Source organism: Litorilinea aerophila, from assembly GCF_006569185.2.
Lineage (GTDB): Bacteria > Chloroflexota > Anaerolineae > Caldilineales > Caldilineaceae > Litorilinea > Litorilinea aerophila.
Map to the genome: position 1 here is coordinate 119,025 of NZ_VIGC02000003.1, position 15,696 is coordinate 134,720.

Sequence of the window (15,696 nt, forward strand, 5' to 3'; positions counted from 1 at the left end):
CAGCACAACTCAAAAATGAACCATGCTTCACCCCGCTCCCCGCTTTGCCGATGGGGAGGAATATTGACCTATACAAAAAGAACGGGCCAACCTGGCCGCGCGACGAGGAGGCAATCCCATGGATCGGACGACACCGGTTGCCCACAACGAAGAGATCGAACTTTACATCCGCACCTACTATTCCCTCCTGCGCAGCAGCGGCGCCATCCGGGTGCGCAGCCTGGAGGAAACCCACGCGGCCATGAACTCCAGCCTGCACCAGCAGGCGGATAGCCCCGAGCTGGACGTGTCGGCCCTGGTCTACTGTGCCCTGCGCCTGCCGGATTGTGTCCCCTATGCCAGCCTGATCCTGATGGGCCAGATGGAGGATGTCTTCCACCGGGAAGGCTACCAGGTGGAGCGCTGGCAGCCAGTCCGGGCCCGGGCGCGGCGGCGGAAGTTCTACTTCAACCAGGAACAGGGGCTGCTGGCCGCCTTCATCGCCAGCGTCAGCGACATCGACGACCTGATCCCATGCCTGACCACCTTTCAGATCGAGTGGAACAAACTCCACCAGAAACTGAACAGCGGCGAACTGGGCATGCGCCTGCGCCAGATGGACATCGACGATGAATATCCGCCCATGTCTCTTCTGGAAGAGGTGCGCCATGCCCTGAACCTCTCCTCGGGCGATTTTGCCCGCCTGGGTCAGATCTGGCCGGGCCGGCAACTGGTCCACAACCTGCAGCGGGCCGCGTCCACCCGGCTGGATCTCCGCATCCAGGTGCTGGGGAGCGGCCTCAGCGATTACCGACGCAGCGTCCAGTATTGGTGGCGCAAGATTGAAGAGGCCTGCGCCCACTTGCAACTGGCCGATCAGCCCATCTATTTCGTCAGCAGCAATGTCCACAGCCTGGTCAACCTGGTTTCCGGTGTGGCCCAGGAGCTTCAGGATGAGCTGGTGGAGTTTGTGCGGCGCGAAAATCCCGAGGACTTGTGGCAGGAATATCAGGAGCTGAGCGACGGTGAACCGGGTGTGCTGGCCAACTTCTTCTACTACGTCTCCCGCCTGTATTTGAACGGCCGGGGCCGCAAGGAAAAGCTGCTGGAGCGGGTGGCCCAGCGGGAAAAGCGGGCAGGCATTATCCGCATCAGCGACCCCCACTGCCTGGACGTGGAGGCCCAGGTGATCCAGATCTCCCGCCTGCGTCGCAAGCGCATGGACCCCCGGCTTCAGATCTTCAGCGACGAGGAGTGGGAATTGCTCAAGGGCAGCGACGCCCTGATCTTCAACATCGACTATCCCCTGGGCATGGCCGCCTACCACATCTTCAGCCAGGTCTCCACCGCGGTGGATCGCATCCTGGGGGTGTACATCCTGGGCAAGGCGGCCACCCTCAATGGCCGGGTGGGGGACGTCATGATCCCCAACGTGGTCTACGACGAGCACTCCCGCAACTCTTACCTCTTCCGCAACTGCTTCACCGCCCAGGATGTGGCGCCCTTCCTGGCCTATGGCACGGTCTTCGACAACCAGAAGGCCGTGACCGTGCGAGGAACCATCCTCCAGAACCGCAATTTCATGCACGTCTTCTACGAAGAGGGCTACACCGACATTGAGATGGAGGCCGGGCCGTATCTGAGCGGCATCTACGAGGACATCTACCCCAAGCGCTACCCGGTGGATGAGATTGTCAACCTCTTCATCAACGCTCCTTACGACATCGGCCTCCTCCACTACGCCAGCGACACCCCCATCAGCCGGCGCCAGACGCTCCTGAGCAAGAGCCTGAGCTACTTCGGCGTGGACGCCACCTACGCCACGTCGGTGGCCGTGCTCCGGCGCATCCTCAGCCAGGAGATTGAGCGCCAGCGCCGGCTACAACGGGAGCGTCCACCCGTGGCCGAGGCCATGTCGACTGTCTGAGCCCTGGATCCATTCGCCCTCACCACTGTCGGAGATCCGCCTGTGAAACCACCCCACGATGCCACACGACTCTGGCGCACCCTCTGGCGGGTGGCCGACGCCCTGGTCCCCCTCTACTGCCGCCTTCACGTGGCAGGCCGGGAGCATGTCCCTGCCACAGGGGGCTGTGTCTTGGCCTGCAACCACACCATGGGGCCGGACTATTTCTTCCTGGCCTATGCCTCTCCCCGCCAGGTCCACTATATGGCCAAGGCGGAACTCTTTCAGATCCACCCTCTCCTCTCCCGGCTGCTGGACGCGGCGGGCGTCTTCCCGGTGCGCCGGGGGCAGCGGGATCAGGTGGCCATCCAGCGGGCCGTGGAGCTGGTGCGTTCGGGACGGGTGTTGGGCATGTTTCCAGAAGGGACCCGCAGCCGGAGTGGCGTGTTGCAGCGGGGGCGGACGGGGGTGGCCCGCATCGCGCTCCAGGCGGGTGTGCCGGTGGTGCCGGCGGTGGTGATCGACGCGGAAAAGGCCATGCCGGGCCATTGGCGGCCCTGGCGGCGGCCCCAGGTGTGGGTCCGCTTTGGCCCACCGCTGGTAGGGGAGGGCGATCCAGGCGATCCGGCGGTGCTGCAGGCCTTCACCCAGGCGGTCATGGTGGCCATGGCCGGGCTGTTACCCCCGGAGCGACAGGGCGAGTACGCAGCCCAGCTGGCCGCGCCCCGCTGAACGGACGCCCCGCCATGGTCCTGTGAAAGGATAAAAAAAGGGAGGCCCGGTAGGGCCCCCTTTTTGCTCTGCCCTGATATCGAATTTTACAGAGCAGCCATCACTTCCTCTAGCGACTCGCGGCTGGGGCGGAGCAGCTCAGTGGGCAGGCTGACCAGCGGCTCGTCCACCAGGTTCAGCAGCTCCAGCATGTCGGGCTGCTCCTCGTTCACGTAGAAGAGCCCCGTGAGCAGCTTCTGCTCCCGGCGGGCTTCCTCCAGGACCCGGTACGCCGCCAGGCGGTCCGTGGGATCATGGTCTTCGGCCAGCTTCTTGAGCACAATCCAGGAGCCGTCGTGGAGCTGGATCTCCACTTCGTCGTCGTAGTCGTCGATCTCGATCTCCTCGTAGCTGGGGATGAAGTCCAGGTCGTGCAGGGGGATCTCGTGCTCTTTACCCCAGCTATAGCTCTTGGTGGAGGTCTCGTGGTTGTTAAAGGTCACGCAGGGGCTGATGATGTCCAGCACGGCGATGCCCCGGTGGCTCAGGGCCGCCTTGAGGAGCGTCTCCACCTGTTTGGCGTCGCCGGCAAAGCTGCGGGCCACAAAGGTAGCGTTGGCCGCCAGGGCTTCGATGCAGATGTCCAGGGGCGGCAGGTCGTTCACGCCGGCGTACTTGAGCTGCTGGCCCAGGTCCGCGGTGGCGCTGAATTGGCCCTTGGTCAGACCGTAGACGCCGTTGTTCTCCACGATGTAGACCAGGGGCAGGTTGCGGCGCATGGCGTGCTTGAACTGGCCGATGCCGATGGACGCGGTGTCGCCGTCACCGCTGACGCCGATGGCGGTCAGGGTGCGGTTGGCCACCAGGGCGCCGGTGGCCACCGAGGGCATGCGGCCATGCACCGCGTTGAAGCCGTGGCTATGGCCCAGGAAGTAGGCGGGCGTCTTGCTGCTGCAGCCGATGCCGCTGAGCTTGATGACCTGGGTCTGGTCCAGGCCCAGCTCCCAGGCGGCGTTGATGATGCGGGCGCTGATGCTGTCGTGGCCACAGCCCTTGCACAGGGTAGAGGGGCGGCCGCGGTATTCGTTCTTTTCCAGCCCCAGGATGTTGGTCTTGGGCGCTCGGGCAGAGGGAGCGGGTCTCTTGGTTGTATTCATCTTGCTTTCCTTCGCGCGTTAGCAGGTGAACCGTCACAACGTTGACACGGTTGTACGGGACCAGGGATACAGGACAAAATGTCGGCGCCTACGCGGCCTGATCCCCGTCCAGATGCTGGCGGATGGTATCCGCGATCCAGCGGGCCGACAGGGGCAGGCCATTGCAGCGGGCCACGGAGACCAGGCGGCTGGCCAGGTCTGGCTCGGCGCTGGCCAGGATCTGGCAGAGCTGGCCGTCGTAGTTGTTTTCCACCACGAAGACCCGGTCGTAGGCGGCCATGAAGTCCCGCACACTCTGGGTGTGGGGCAGGGCCCGTAGGCGCAGGTAGCTGGTCTCCACGCCGGCCGCGCGCAGGCGATCCCGGGCTTCGGCCACGGCCGGGTCGTTGCTGCCCAGGCTCAGGATGGCCACCTGGGCGCCGTCCACCTGGTCGATGATGGGCTCGGGGACCAGGGTGCGGGCCGTCTCGAACTTGCGATGGATGCGCTCCAGGTTGTGCTCCCAGTCGTCGGGGCGCTCGCTGTAGATGGCGTACTCGTTGTGGCCGGTGCCTCGGGTGAAGTAGGCGGCCAGCTTGTGTTTGTTGCCCGGCAAGGTCCGGTAGGGGATGCCGTCGCCGTCCAGGTCCTTGTAGCGGCCCCAGCTGCCGCCCAGTTTCTGCAGGGCCTCCTCATCCAGCACCTTGCCCCGGTCCATGGGCTTCTCCGGGTAGGTGAAGCGGTCGCTGATCCAGAGGTTCATGCCCAGGTCCAGGTCGCTGAGGACGAAGACCGGCGTCTGGAGTCGCTCGGCCAGGTCGAAGGCGACGCCGGCGAAGTCGAAGCACTCGGCCGGGGTGGCTGGGAAGAGCACCACGTGGCGGGTGTCGCCGTGGCTCAGGTAGTAGGCGCTCAGGATGTCGCCCTGGGAGGTGCGGGTGGGCAGGCCTGTGCTGGGCCCCATGCGCTGGATGTCCCAGATGACCGCAGGGATTTCGGCGAAGTAGGCCAGGCCCACGAACTCGGCCATGAGGCTGATGCCGGGGCCGCTGGTGGCGGTCATGGCCCGGGCGCCGGCCCAGCCGGCCCCCACCACCATGCCGATGGCGGCCAGCTCATCCTCGGCCTGGATGATGGCGTAGGTGGCCTTGCCGGTCTTGGGATCCCGGCGCAGCTTGGGCGCGTAGGCGTTGACGGCCTCGGCCAGGCTGGAGGAGGGGGTGATGGGGTACCAGGAGACCAGGTTGACGCCGTTGTAGAGCGCGCCCAGGGCGGCGGCGGTGTTGCCGTCCACCAGGATCTTGTCTTCGTTGTAGCCGCTCATGCGGGCCACCCGGTAGGGCTGGTCGTTGACCACGTGTTCCTTGGCATGCTGGTAGGCCCGCATGACCATGTCGTAGTTCATCTCGATGGGCTTGGTCTTGTTGCCGAAGTTCCAGGCCAGGGCGTTGCGGATCTCTTCCAGATCGATCTCCAGTAGGTAGGCCAGGTAGCCCACGTAGACCATGTTGGCCACGTAGTCCCGCAGGTTGAAGGGCAAATCCGCCTGTTTGACCAGCTCCTTCACCGGCATGGGGTAGTACTTCACATCGTGGCGCCGGGCCGCGATGGGCAGGGTATCGTCGTAGAGGATGATCCCGCCCGGGGAGACACTTGCCATGTCCTCCGCCACGGTGGCGCCGTTCATGGCGACCAGCACTTCGATCCCATCCCGCCGGGCCAGGTAGCCATCCTTGCTCAGGCGGACGTTGTACCAGGTGGGCAGGCCCTGGATGTTGCTGGGAAAGAAGTTTTTCCCGGTGACCGGAATTCCCATCTTGAAGAGGGACCGGATCAACACGTTGTTGCTGGTCTGGCTGCCTGAACCGTTGACCGTCGCCACGTTGATGTTGAAGTCGTTGACAACGAGCTCGGTCTTCTGTTCAGACGGAGCCTCTTGCACCATTACGCTCATCGTATTTCCTCCAAAGATTGAAGCAGGCCGTGTAGTTCCTCAATTGAGAACACATCGGGAAACGACGGGAAATCGTATGAACAGCGCTGCCCGATGATCTTCCGACCTGAACGCCGGCCCAGATATGGACGCCAAAAGGCATTTTCAGGCCAGCTTCAGGAAAGAAATCCATCGAAGACATCAGCGTTGTAACCTAAGACGGGGCCGCGGCGTCCGCGGCCAGGGGCACACGCCGGGTTTCAATGGAGATGCCCCGTTTGCTCAACAGCCCCATGTGGTCGATGAGCAGCTGCTTGCCCAGGGGAATGTCCCCCGCCTGGATGGCGTCCACAATCCGCTCGTGGTAGTCCCACACCTCCTGGAGATAGGGGTAGTCCGCATAGGTGTTCAGCTCCACCGCCTCGTAGGCATCCCAGTACGCCTCCAACAGGCCCACCACAAAAGGGTTGTGGAGGCGCCGGAAGATGGTCAGGTGAAGTTCGCGATGTTCCGGATAGGGGATCTGGATGCGCTGCTGGTTCAACTTGGCCTTGGCCGTGTTGACCAGTTCTCGGAGGTAGGCCTTGTCCTCGTCGGTTAGGGAAGTCACCGCCTCTTCCCAATAGGCGGTTTCCAGATGGGCGCGCAGGCTGCTGAAGGCATCGAAGTGACGGCGGTCCAGGGCGAGGGCAACCAGCAGGCTGAGGCGTACCGGCGGCAGAAAGCGGTATTCCATGCGGGTAATGCCCCGACGAGGGCTGGCTTCCACCAGGCCCAACATGCGGGCCACTTCCAACTGCTCCCGCAGTTTGCCCACGCTGATGCCGATCTGGGTGCTCAGCTCGGCCAGCGGAGGGAGCCGGTCTCCCGGCGCAAATTCCTGCTCCACCAGATAGCGCAGGAATTCAGAGTCGATCAACGTCTGTAACATGAAGGCGGCATCCTTGCCTGGGGGCAATCATCCAATTAATCAGATTAATCGGAATATATCACATTTTGCCCAGGAAGTCAATTTTTCACCCGGCTTGCGCGTCTTTTTGAACCCACGCAAAGAAGGGGCGATATCGTCAGCCCCGGGCGGGTGAAAGGACGGCGACGGATCCGGTAGGGGCGGGCCCCCGTGCCCGCCCGATGTCACCAGCCCCAGACCGGTAAAGGGAAGGTGACGGCTGCGCAGCTACGAGCTGCGCCTACGAAGGGGTGGCCATGTCCTGTAGGGGCGGCTCCCAGCCGCCCGAGGTCGCCACACCCGGGCGGGTGAAAGGACGGCGACGGATCCGGTAGGGGCGGGCCCCCGTGCCCGCCCGATGTCACCAGCCCCAGATCGGTAAAGGGAAGGCGACGGCTGCGCAGGTCGAAATGGGCGAAAAATTTTTCGTCCCTACGAAGGAGGGGCCGGCGCAATCACCGTCAGGAAGGTCAGCCGTTCCTGGCCGTCATTCTCCACCCCGTGGGGAACGCCCGCCGGCGCCAGAATCAGCTCGCCGGGACCACAGCGCCGGCGACTGTCGCCCACGGTGAAGGTGCCTTCGCCTTCCAACACCAGGTAGAACTTGTCCTGGTCCGCGTGGTCGTGGAGGGGCTGGGCCTGACCTGGGGCCAGGCAGTTCAGCCCGGCCAGCAGCCGCTCGCTCTGGAAAAAGGTGTGTTTGAAGGGCTTCTCCGGCCGAACCTGGGCGTGATCCAGGGGCCGCACGAAATATCCTTCGCGCTTTTCTCTCATGGTCTCCCCTCCTGGGGGCGGTCCACTCAAGTGGCCGATGCCTGCCTGCGCTTCAGGTAAGTGACGGCGGCGCCGGCCAGCAGGGCCACGCCGGTGGGCAGCATCCGTTCGTCGAAGTCGAAGGTGGGGCTGTGGTGGGGACTGTTGGGCGGGCCGGACGGATCCCAGGCGCCCACCAGGATAAAGCAGCCGGGCGCCCGGTTCAGAAATTCGGAGACGTCCTCTGCCACCATCATGGGGGTGATCTGGGTGACCTGCTCGGCGCCCACGATCTGGGCGGCCACCTCCTGCATGAGCTGCGCGCCCGCCTCGCTGTTGACCGTGGCCGGCACCTGGGCCGAAAAGCTCAGCTCGCAGGTGGCGCCAAAGGCCGCGCAGATGCCCTCCGCCACCTCCTGCATCCGCTCTTTGAGCTGGGCATCCACCGCCGGGTCGAAGCTGCGGATGGTCCCGGTCAGCTCGGCTCGGGGCGAGATGACGTTGTAGGCATCGCCGCTGCGGAAAGTCCCCACGCTGAGGACGGCTGTCTGGGTGGGGTCGATGTTGCGGGCCACGATGCTCTGCCAGGCCACCACGATCTGGCTGGCCACCAGGGTGGCGTCGATGGTGTCGTGGGGGGTGGCGCCGTGGCCGCCCCGGCCGTGGACCACCAGGCGGAACATGCCCGCGCTGGCCCACAGGGGACCGGCCTGGGCCACCACCTGGTTGAGGGGCAGGCGGCTCCACAGGTGCAGCCCGAAGGTGGCCTCTGGCCGGGGGTTCTCCAGCGCGCCCTCTTCGATCATGGCCAGGGCGCCTCCCATCCCTTCCTCTGCCGGCTGGAAGGCCAGTTTGACCCGGCCGGCCAGGTGGCGGCGCTGGTTGACCAGCACCTGGGCCACGCCCATGCCGATGGCGGTGTGGCCGTCGTGGCCACAGGCGTGCATCACCCCGTCGTGGCGGGAGCGGTAGGGGACGTCGTTTTCCTCCTGGATGGGCAGGGCGTCCATATCGAAGCGCAGCAGCACGGTGGGCGCGTCGTCGGGCAGATCCTCCCCCTCGATGACGGCTACCACGCCAGTTTTACCCACGCCGGTGCTCACCTCCAGGCCCAGGCTGCGCAGGTGGTCGGCCACAATGCCGGCGGTGCGGACTTCCTGGAAGCCTATCTCCGGATGGCTGTGGAAGTCCCGGCGCCAGTGGACCAGTTGAGGAAAGAGGGCCTCTGCTTCTTGCCGAATTTGGGCGATGATTTCATCGGTCATGGGCTATCCTTGTGTGTCCAGCATTTGATCCAGAATCTCGTTGTTCATGCGCACCCGCTGGTAGTCCTGGCGGGCCCGCTCCAGGGCATCGCCCAGGGCTTCCATGCGCCGGCGCAGTTCGGCTTCGTTCTCGCTGGAGGCCCAGGCTTCCCGCAGCAGATCTTCGAAGGACTTGCTGCCGTCCAGGTTGCCCAGGATCAGATCCAGCTCACCGATGACCAGCTCGAACAGGCGGATCTTGCGGGCCAGCAGTTCGATGATGTGGGCTTCGATGGTCTCGTTGCAGCTCAGGTTGAAGATGGTGACGTCGTGGACCTGGCCCAGGCGGTGGAGGCGGCCGATGCGCTGCTCCACCCGCATGGGGTTCCAGGGCAGGTCGTAGTTGATGAGCTGGTGGCAGAACTGGAGGTTCCGCCCCTCCGCGCCGCTCTCGGTGCTGACCATGACCCGCACCCCTTCCCGGAAGGCGGCCACTGTGGCCTCCTTCTGCTGGAGGGAGAGGCCGCCGTGGAAGCCCACGGCCGAGAAGCCCCACTCCCGCAGCTGGCGCACGATGGTCTCCAGGGTGACCCGGTATTCGGTGAAGATGAGGAACTGGCCGGGGAAGCGTTCCAGGATCTCCCGCACGGCCAGGAGTTTGCGCCCCACGGGGATGGATTCGGCCAGCTCCAGAAAGCGCTGGAGCTCGGCCCGGGCCCGGTCGCCGTGGGCCCGATCCTGCACCATCTTGCGCAGGGTGGCGGCCACAGCCTGGGGGCTGCTGCTCAGCTCCTTCTGCAGGGTCATGAGGGTGAGGCGCAGATGCTTGTCGCTGTCCACATCCCGGAAGCGCCGGCGGATGTAGTCGGTGGCGTCCGCGTAGAGCTGCCACTCCCGTTCGCTCAGGGTGAGGTGGTAGATGGCGGCCCGGCGGCGGGGGAAGCGCACGTCCACCTTGCTGCGCCGGTTGCGGATCATGACGTCGTTGAGCAGTCGGCGCAGGGAGGGGGCGTTCTTGGGGCGCCGTTTGTCCGCGTCCTCCAGGAAGTGGTTGCGGAAGGCCCGCACCGTCCCCAGTTGACCCGGGGAGAGGATGGTGATGAGGCTGTAGAGCTCCATCAGGTCGTTTTGGATGGGCGTGGCCGTCAGCATCAGCACGTAGCGCTTGCGGATCTGGTTGACGAACTTCCAGGCCAGGGTGCTGCGGTTTTTGAGCTTGTGGGCTTCGTCCACGATGAGCAGGTCGTAGTCCCGCTGCAGGATCAGCTCGCTGTGGCGGCGCAGCTTGGCCCGATCCAGGCTGGCCAGCCAGCGGCCGGATTCGGCCGTCAGGGCCTCCTGCCACTGGCGGGGGTGATCCATGATGGTGAATTCTTCATGGAACTTGTTGGAAAGCTCTTCCCGCCACTGTTCGGTCAGGGAGGCGGGCGTCAACACCAGGACCGTCTGCACCAGCCCCCGGCGGATCAGCTCCTTCATGATGATGCCGGCTTCGATGGTCTTGCCCAGGCCCACCTCGTCGGCCAGGAGCGCCCGCCCCCGCATGTCGTGGAGGGCACGGCGGGCCGTCTCCAGCTGGTGCTCGTAGTGCTCCACGTCCAGCTCGTCCAGGCAGATGAGGCGGTCGAAGCCGTGGGAGAGGCGCAGGGCTTCGGCCCGGTTGCGGAGCCGGTAGATCTCCAGGGGCTCCGGCGGGCGGATGCGGCCATGGGTGCGGAAGAAATTTTCCAGGTTCTGGGGCGTCTCGATGAGGCGGGGCGGCAGGGTGACGCCCAGCCCTGCGATCTGCCCGGCCAGGTTGTGGTCCAGGTTATAGCGATAGCCACAGCGGAAGCACTGGGTGGCTGTCTCCTCGTCCAGCCAGCCGCACTGGGGGCAGCGCTTGCCCATGACCGTGGCCGGCGTCTGGGTCGCCTTCCGCCGCGGTTGGGTCTGGGGTTCTGCAATTTCGAGCCATTCGAAACGTTCTTGCATGGTTGCGTGGATACCGTCTTTTCCCAGTGTTTCCAGCGTAGAAGTCGCTCTACATGAGACCGTGGCCGGCCTTGGGCCGATGATTTCAATCATCGGCTGGCACACCCCCAGTGCGTTGAAATGCACTCCACGGGGCGGATGGTGCCCGGCTTGAATCCGTTCTCAACGGATTTCCGGCCCCAGCGAAGCATTGAAATGCCTCGTTGTCGGGCTGCCCTACCCAAACGGACGCCGGGAGGAGGCCGGCCGGGCCCGCTGCCGGGCCCAGGCCCGCAGGGCGTCGATCTCCTCCTGCATCATCTGGCTCAGGGGCACCGTCTCCTGGAGCACGTCCAGCAGGTCGGTGGTTTCCAGGGGGCGGTTCTTGTCAAAGGCCTCGTAGAGGCCGGCGATCACCGCCTGTTCAATCTCAGCGCCGGAAAGGCCGTCGGAGGCCATGGCCAGGCTGTGCAGGTCAAACTGCTCGGGATCCCGGTTGCGTTTGCGCAGGTGGATCTTCCAGATTTCCCGGCGTTCTTCGATGTCCGGCAGGTCCACGAAGAAGATTTCGTCGAAACGGCCCTTGCGCACCAGCTCGGGCGGAAGCTGCTCCACGCTGTTGGCGGTGGCGATGACAAAGACCGGCGCCTGCTTCTCCTGGAGCCAGGTGATGAAGCTGCCGAAAACCCGGGCCGCGGTGCCGGCGTCGCTCACGTTGCTGGAGCCCACGCCCGAAAAGCCCTTCTCGATTTCGTCCACCCACAGCACCACCGGCGCGATGCTCTCGGCCACCCGGATGGCGTTGCGCAGGTTTTCTTCGCTGGAGCCCACCAGCGAGGAGAAGAGCCGGCCCACGTCCAGCCGCAGCAGGGGCAGCCGCCAGGAGTTGGCCACCGATTTGGCCACCAGGGATTTGCCGCAGCCCTGGACGCCCACCAGGAGGATGCCCTTGGGCTCGGGCAGGCCGAAGGCCCGGGCCTCGTCGCTGAAGGCCCGCACCCGCTTGCGCAGCCACTCCTTGAGCACATCCAGGCCGCCCACATTGGCCAGGCGTTCTTCGCTGGCGTAGAACTCCAGCAGCCCGCTCTTGCGGATGATCTGCTGCTTCTCTGCCGTCACCGCCTCGATGGCGTCGCCGTCCAGGCGCCCGCCGGCCTGGACCACGGCCTTGGCCACCGCGTTGGCCGCCTCCTGTTCGGTCAGGCCCAGGCAGGCCTGGATCAGCCGGCCCCGCTGGCGGCGGTCCAGGGATACCTCCACCGCCTCGTGCTGCTCCAGGCTGGCGATGATCTGGTCCAGCATCTGGCCCAGTTGCTCGGCGGTGGGCAGGTTGAAGTCCACCACCGTGATCTCCTTCTCCAGCTCCGGCGGGATCTTGAGCACCGGCCCCAGCAGGATCACCGTCTTGGGGCTGGCTTCCAGGCCGAAGGCCACCTCCCGCAGGCGGCGCACCACCGCGGCATCCCGCAGGAAGGGGTGGAAATCCCGCAGCACCCAGATGCCCGGCTCAGGATCCTCCAGGATGGCAGCCAGCAGGGTGAGGGGATCCCGTTTGCTGCTGTCGAAGCGGTCCGGCAGGGCCGGGTTGTGGATGCCGGTGGTGACGCTCCAGACCAGGAGGCGTTTTCGCTGTTGTTGGGCCAGCCGGTCAATGGTGGCCAGCGCCCGCTTCTCCTCGGGTGTCACCACCCAGAGGAGCGGGTAGCGGGCGCGGATGTAGACGTCCAGTTCGGTTTGCATGGCCATGGGCGGAGGCCCCTACGCGTCGGCCTCCTTGAAACGCGCCAACAGTTCTGGCAGCCCTTCCAGGATGAAATCGGGTTTGGGCTCGATGGTCTCGTACTGCTCCCGGGTGGTGACGCCGGTGAGCACGCCCACCGTGGGCATGCCCAGCCGGATGGCGCCCACGATGTCGGTTTCGTAGCGGTCGCCCACCATCAGGGTCTCTTCGGGTTGGGTGCCCACCTTGCGCATGGCCTGCTGGAACATGCCCGGGTAGGGCTTGCCCACGAATTCGGGTTCCACATCGGTGGCCTGGGCCAGCAGGGCGATGAGGCTGCCGGTGCCGGGCACCTGGCCCCGTTCGGTGGGCAGGGTGGGATCCGGGTTGGTGGCCACGAAGCGGGCGCCATTGCGGATGGCCAGGGTCATGTCGGCCAGCTTTTCGTAGGTCAGGCCGAAGAAGATGCTAGCCACGGCAATCTCAGCCTGGAACGGGTCGTCCACCAGCTGAAAGCCCTTGTCGGCCAGGGCCTGGCGCAGGGAGGCTTCCCCCATCATGATCACCCGGGCGCCCGGCCGGGCCTGCTCGGCCAGCCAGTTGGCCGTGGCTTCGGCGCTGCCCAGGATGCGCTGGGGCGGGACCTGGATGTTCATCCCGGCCAGCTTTTCGGAAAAGGTCTGGGAGGTGCGGCTCGAGTTGTTGGTGACGCAGAGCCACTGGCGCCCGGTCTGGTCCAGATAATCCAGGAGCTCCTGGACGCCGGGCAGGGGGCGGTTGCCCACGTAGAGCACCCCGTCCATGTCCAGCAGAACGGCCCGGACCCGGCGCAATTTTTCCACGTTATCGGCCGGATTGCCGGCCTGTTCGGTCAAAGTCTCCATCCATTTCACTCCGTTGGGCTGCCTTTGGATTCATTTTGGCGAGTCTGTCCCGGATGTCTGGGGGGATGCCGCGGCCGGAGGGCACCCGGGCAAGCGGTACCCTACCCCCGTGCGGGAGGACAGACTTTCTCTCTGCATGGCCCGGCCATTATAGCATAGCATCCTCTTCCTCTTCCCAATCCCGCTCCACGTCCACGGCGGCGGTGGCCACGGCCCAACTGACCGCGAACCAGACACCGCCGCCGATGAGCAGGGCCATGGCGATATTGGCCGGGTGAAGGGGGACATTGCCCCGCACGATCCCCACCACGGTGAGGGCAAGCCCCAGCACGCCAAAGACCAACCCCACCTTCAACGGAGTGGACAGATATTTGGGCATGGATCACTCCTGACTCTACTGAAGAAACCACAGATGGCTCTACTGCACAAAGGTCAACTGAGGACGCTGCCCCACGCAGATGAACGCTGATTCAGGTTACTCTCTCCTGCATTTCTTTGCGCCTTTGCGTTCCAAAATGCCCTTTTTGCAGGGGAGTCACAGCTTTCACAGATGAACACGGCTTCCGTCCCTCACGACTGTTTCCACTTGCGGAGTGAGCATCCTCTGATGCGACGGCGTCCCGTCTGGGTCGGCATCTGAGGATGCCGACTCCGCGTCGTCTGTCTTTTGGCTAACAGGCGGGACGTAAGTCCTGCACATTCAACTGCAGGCGCTGGCGCCCCTGCCACTCGTTGGCCTCCAGGTGGAAGACCAGATCCACCCGGCTGCCTTCGGAGAGATGGTCGGCCCACGCACCCTGGTGGAAGGCGATGGCATCCAGCACCGGCCCATGGGCATCCCGGTCTACGATCAGGCGGAGGTGCTTGCCCTCGCCCACGGTCCGGGCTTCCCGCACCCGCACCTGACGGCAGAGCAGCAGGGGCGGCGGGTTGTCCTGGCCGGTGGGCTCCAGGCGGGCGAACTGCTGCTGCAGCCCCCAGTTGAGCTCGTCGAAGGGAACGTCCGCGTCGATCCAGAGGGTGGGGCGCAATTGGGCGGGCTCGGGCAGCTCCCGCCGGGCCACTTCCTGGAGGGCCTCGGCCAGCTCGGGAAGCCGGGACGTGGCCACGGTGAAACCGGCGGCCAGGCTGTGTCCGCCATGGCGCACCAGCAGCGGGCTGACCTCGTCCAGCGCGCGGCTGATGTCGAACTCGGGGATGCTGCGTGCACTGCCCCGGGACTCCGCCTCGCCCTGTTCAATGACCACCGCGGGACGGTAGAAGCGCTCGGTGAGCTTGCCCGCCACCAGCCCCACGATGCCCGCAGGAATGTGGGGGCTCTGGACCAACAGCAGGGACGGATCCTGGGCCAGCTGGGGAGCCAGTTGGGCTTCAGCCTCGGCCTCGGCGCTGACCGTCAGGTTGCGTCGCCGCTGGTTCAGTGCTTCCAGTTCGGCGGCCAGGGTGTAGGCCTCGGTGGGATCGCCTGTGCGCAGCAGGCGGTAGGCTGTCCGGGCGTGGGTGAGCCGGCCGGCCGCGTTGATGCGGGGCGCCAGGCGGAAGGCGATGGTGGTGGCATCCACCGTGCCGGGGCGGAGGTCGGCAAACTGGAGCAGGGAAGCCATGCCCGGGCGCTGGGCCTGGTTGAGCTGTACCAGCCCCCGGCGCACCAGAGAGCGGTTCTCCCCCAGGAGGGGCATCATGTCGGCCACGGTGCCCAGGGCCACCAGGTCCAGCAGGCTGGCCTCCATCTCCAGGGCCTGATCCGGGCGGAGGGGGCTCCAACCCTGTTGGGCCACAGCCCGGAGCACAGCCTGGGCCAGGCGATAGGCCACGCCCACGCCGGCCAGCTGGGTGGCTCCCTGGCGACATTCCCGGCGGGGGTTGATGACAGCCAGCGCAGGCGGAAGCTGGGGGCCCAGGGAGTGGTGATCGGTGATGATCACGTCCAGCCCTCGTGCCACCGCATGGGCCACCTCGTGGACGCTGCGGATGCCGCAGTCCACCGTGACCAGCAGGCGCGCCTTGGCCGCGATGGCATCGATGGCCTCCAGGTTGAGGCCGTAGCCCTCGTCCACCCGGTCGGGAATGTAGGGGCCCACCCGGCCGCCGGCCATCTGCAGGGCGGTGACCAGCAGCGCGGTGGCCGAGACGCCGTCGGCGTCGAAGTCGCCGTAGACGCAGATGATTTCGCCGGCCTCGATGGCCCGTACAATGCGGTGGACCGCGGGCGCCATGTCCGGCAGGCGGAAGGGATTTTCCACCACCGCGTCGGCGTCGGTCAGAAAAGCGCGCACTTCGTCGGGCGTGCGCAGGCCCCGGTTGTAGAGGACCTGGGCCAGGATCGGGTGTTCGGGAACGGCGTCCAGAAAGGTAGGCGGGGCCGGTTCAAAGAGTTTCCAGTTCTTGGCTTGCGCCGGAGTCATGCCACGCTTCTTCCCGCGGGAACTGACACAGCCCGGCGCAGGTCGGTCCACGGAGCCGGGCTGTGGGGCGTGTCGTCGTTCATCCCCCGATTATAGCCCACCGCGGTTTGTTGGGCCAAAGGC

At 65.6% G+C, this 15,696-nt stretch carries 12 protein-coding genes; 2 read left to right on the forward strand and 10 right to left on the reverse strand.

Annotated features, from left to right (window positions below; all coding sequences use genetic code 11):
* Positions 1 to 118: 118 nt before the first annotated feature.
* Together FKZ61_RS03020 and FKZ61_RS03025 are read left to right on the forward strand one after the other, a co-directional pair.
* The gene (locus FKZ61_RS03020) at positions 119 to 1,906 is read left to right on the forward strand and encodes a DUF6909 family protein (RefSeq protein ID WP_141608594.1); all 1,788 of its coding nucleotides are present in this window, start codon (positions 119 to 121) and stop codon (positions 1,904 to 1,906) included.
* A gap of 42 nt (positions 1,907 to 1,948) precedes the next feature.
* Positions 1,949 to 2,617, forward strand: a complete 669-nt coding sequence (locus FKZ61_RS03025; RefSeq protein ID WP_141608595.1) for a lysophospholipid acyltransferase family protein — start codon at positions 1,949 to 1,951, stop codon at positions 2,615 to 2,617.
* An 86-nt stretch (positions 2,618 to 2,703) separates the two neighbouring features.
* Here FKZ61_RS03025 and FKZ61_RS03030 read toward each other — a convergent pair whose 3' ends face one another.
* The 10 genes from FKZ61_RS03030 to recJ all read right to left on the reverse strand — a co-directional run bounded on the left by FKZ61_RS03030 (position 2,704) and on the right by recJ (position 15,573).
* Positions 2,704 to 3,753: a 2-oxoacid:ferredoxin oxidoreductase subunit beta gene (locus tag FKZ61_RS03030; RefSeq protein ID WP_141608596.1), complete on the reverse strand. Its 1,050-nt coding sequence runs from the start codon at positions 3,751 to 3,753 to the stop codon at positions 2,704 to 2,706.
* An 88-nt stretch (positions 3,754 to 3,841) separates the two neighbouring features.
* On the reverse strand, positions 3,842 to 5,686 hold the full coding sequence (locus tag FKZ61_RS03035) for a 2-oxoacid:acceptor oxidoreductase subunit alpha (RefSeq protein WP_141608597.1): 1,845 nt from the start codon (positions 5,684 to 5,686) through the stop codon (positions 3,842 to 3,844).
* Positions 5,687 to 5,879: 193 nt separating this feature from the next.
* A complete protein-coding gene (locus FKZ61_RS03040; protein WP_141608598.1) occupies positions 5,880 to 6,596 on the reverse strand; it encodes a FadR/GntR family transcriptional regulator in 717 nt (238 codons plus the stop codon).
* Between the two features lie 450 nt (positions 6,597 to 7,046).
* Complete coding sequence (locus FKZ61_RS03045; RefSeq protein WP_141608599.1) at positions 7,047 to 7,388, reverse strand: cupin domain-containing protein; 342 nt, start codon at positions 7,386 to 7,388, stop codon at positions 7,047 to 7,049.
* 26 nt (positions 7,389 to 7,414) lie between these two features.
* Complete coding sequence (locus tag FKZ61_RS03050; protein ID WP_141608600.1) at positions 7,415 to 8,632, reverse strand: M20 metallopeptidase family protein; 1,218 nt, start codon at positions 8,630 to 8,632, stop codon at positions 7,415 to 7,417.
* 3 nt (positions 8,633 to 8,635) lie between these two features.
* Positions 8,636 to 10,585, reverse strand: coding sequence for an SNF2-related protein (locus FKZ61_RS03055; RefSeq protein ID WP_170199168.1), 1,950 nt, complete (start codon positions 10,583 to 10,585; stop codon positions 8,636 to 8,638).
* A 216-nt stretch (positions 10,586 to 10,801) separates the two neighbouring features.
* A complete protein-coding gene (locus FKZ61_RS03060; protein ID WP_141608698.1) occupies positions 10,802 to 12,304 on the reverse strand; it encodes an AAA family ATPase in 1,503 nt (500 codons plus the stop codon).
* 18 nt (positions 12,305 to 12,322) lie between these two features.
* Entirely contained in the window at positions 12,323 to 13,168 is an 846-nt protein-coding gene (locus FKZ61_RS03065; RefSeq protein ID WP_141608602.1) for an HAD-IIA family hydrolase, read from the reverse strand.
* A 148-nt stretch (positions 13,169 to 13,316) separates the two neighbouring features.
* Positions 13,317 to 13,547 carry a hypothetical protein gene (locus FKZ61_RS03070; protein ID WP_141608603.1) on the reverse strand — a complete coding sequence of 77 codons (231 nt, stop codon included), beginning with the start codon at positions 13,545 to 13,547 and terminating at the stop codon, positions 13,317 to 13,319.
* Between the two features lie 292 nt (positions 13,548 to 13,839).
* Positions 13,840 to 15,573 (reverse strand): single-stranded-DNA-specific exonuclease RecJ, encoded by a 1,734-nt coding sequence (recJ, locus tag FKZ61_RS03075; protein ID WP_141608604.1) that lies wholly within the window; start codon positions 15,571 to 15,573, stop codon positions 13,840 to 13,842.
* Positions 15,574 to 15,696: the final 123 nt, after the last annotated feature.

Bases quoted from the DNA above. Each gene is read 5' to 3' on its own strand.
- FKZ61_RS03065 (WP_141608602.1), bottom strand. From the start codon at position 13,168: ATGGAGACTTTGACCGAACAGGCCGGCAATCCGGCCGATAACGTGGAA.
- FKZ61_RS03050 (WP_141608600.1), bottom strand. From the start codon at position 8,632: ATGACCGATGAAATCATCGCCCAAATTCGGCAAGAAGCAGAGGCCCTC.
- FKZ61_RS03060 (WP_141608698.1), bottom strand. From the start codon at position 12,304: ATGCAAACCGAACTGGACGTCTACATCCGCGCCCGCTACCCGCTCCTC.
- recJ (WP_141608604.1), bottom strand. From the start codon at position 15,573: ATGACTCCGGCGCAAGCCAAGAACTGGAAACTCTTTGAACCGGCCCCG.
- FKZ61_RS03035 (WP_141608597.1), bottom strand. From the start codon at position 5,686: ATGAGCGTAATGGTGCAAGAGGCTCCGTCTGAACAGAAGACCGAGCTC.
- FKZ61_RS03020 (WP_141608594.1), top strand. From the start codon at position 119: ATGGATCGGACGACACCGGTTGCCCACAACGAAGAGATCGAACTTTAC.
- FKZ61_RS03045 (WP_141608599.1), bottom strand. From the start codon at position 7,388: ATGAGAGAAAAGCGCGAAGGATATTTCGTGCGGCCCCTGGATCACGCC.
- FKZ61_RS03030 (WP_141608596.1), bottom strand. From the start codon at position 3,753: ATGAATACAACCAAGAGACCCGCTCCCTCTGCCCGAGCGCCCAAGACC.
- FKZ61_RS03070 (WP_141608603.1), bottom strand. From the start codon at position 13,547: ATGCCCAAATATCTGTCCACTCCGTTGAAGGTGGGGTTGGTCTTTGGC.
- FKZ61_RS03040 (WP_141608598.1), bottom strand. From the start codon at position 6,596: ATGTTACAGACGTTGATCGACTCTGAATTCCTGCGCTATCTGGTGGAG.
- FKZ61_RS03055 (WP_170199168.1), bottom strand. From the start codon at position 10,585: ATGCAAGAACGTTTCGAATGGCTCGAAATTGCAGAACCCCAGACCCAA.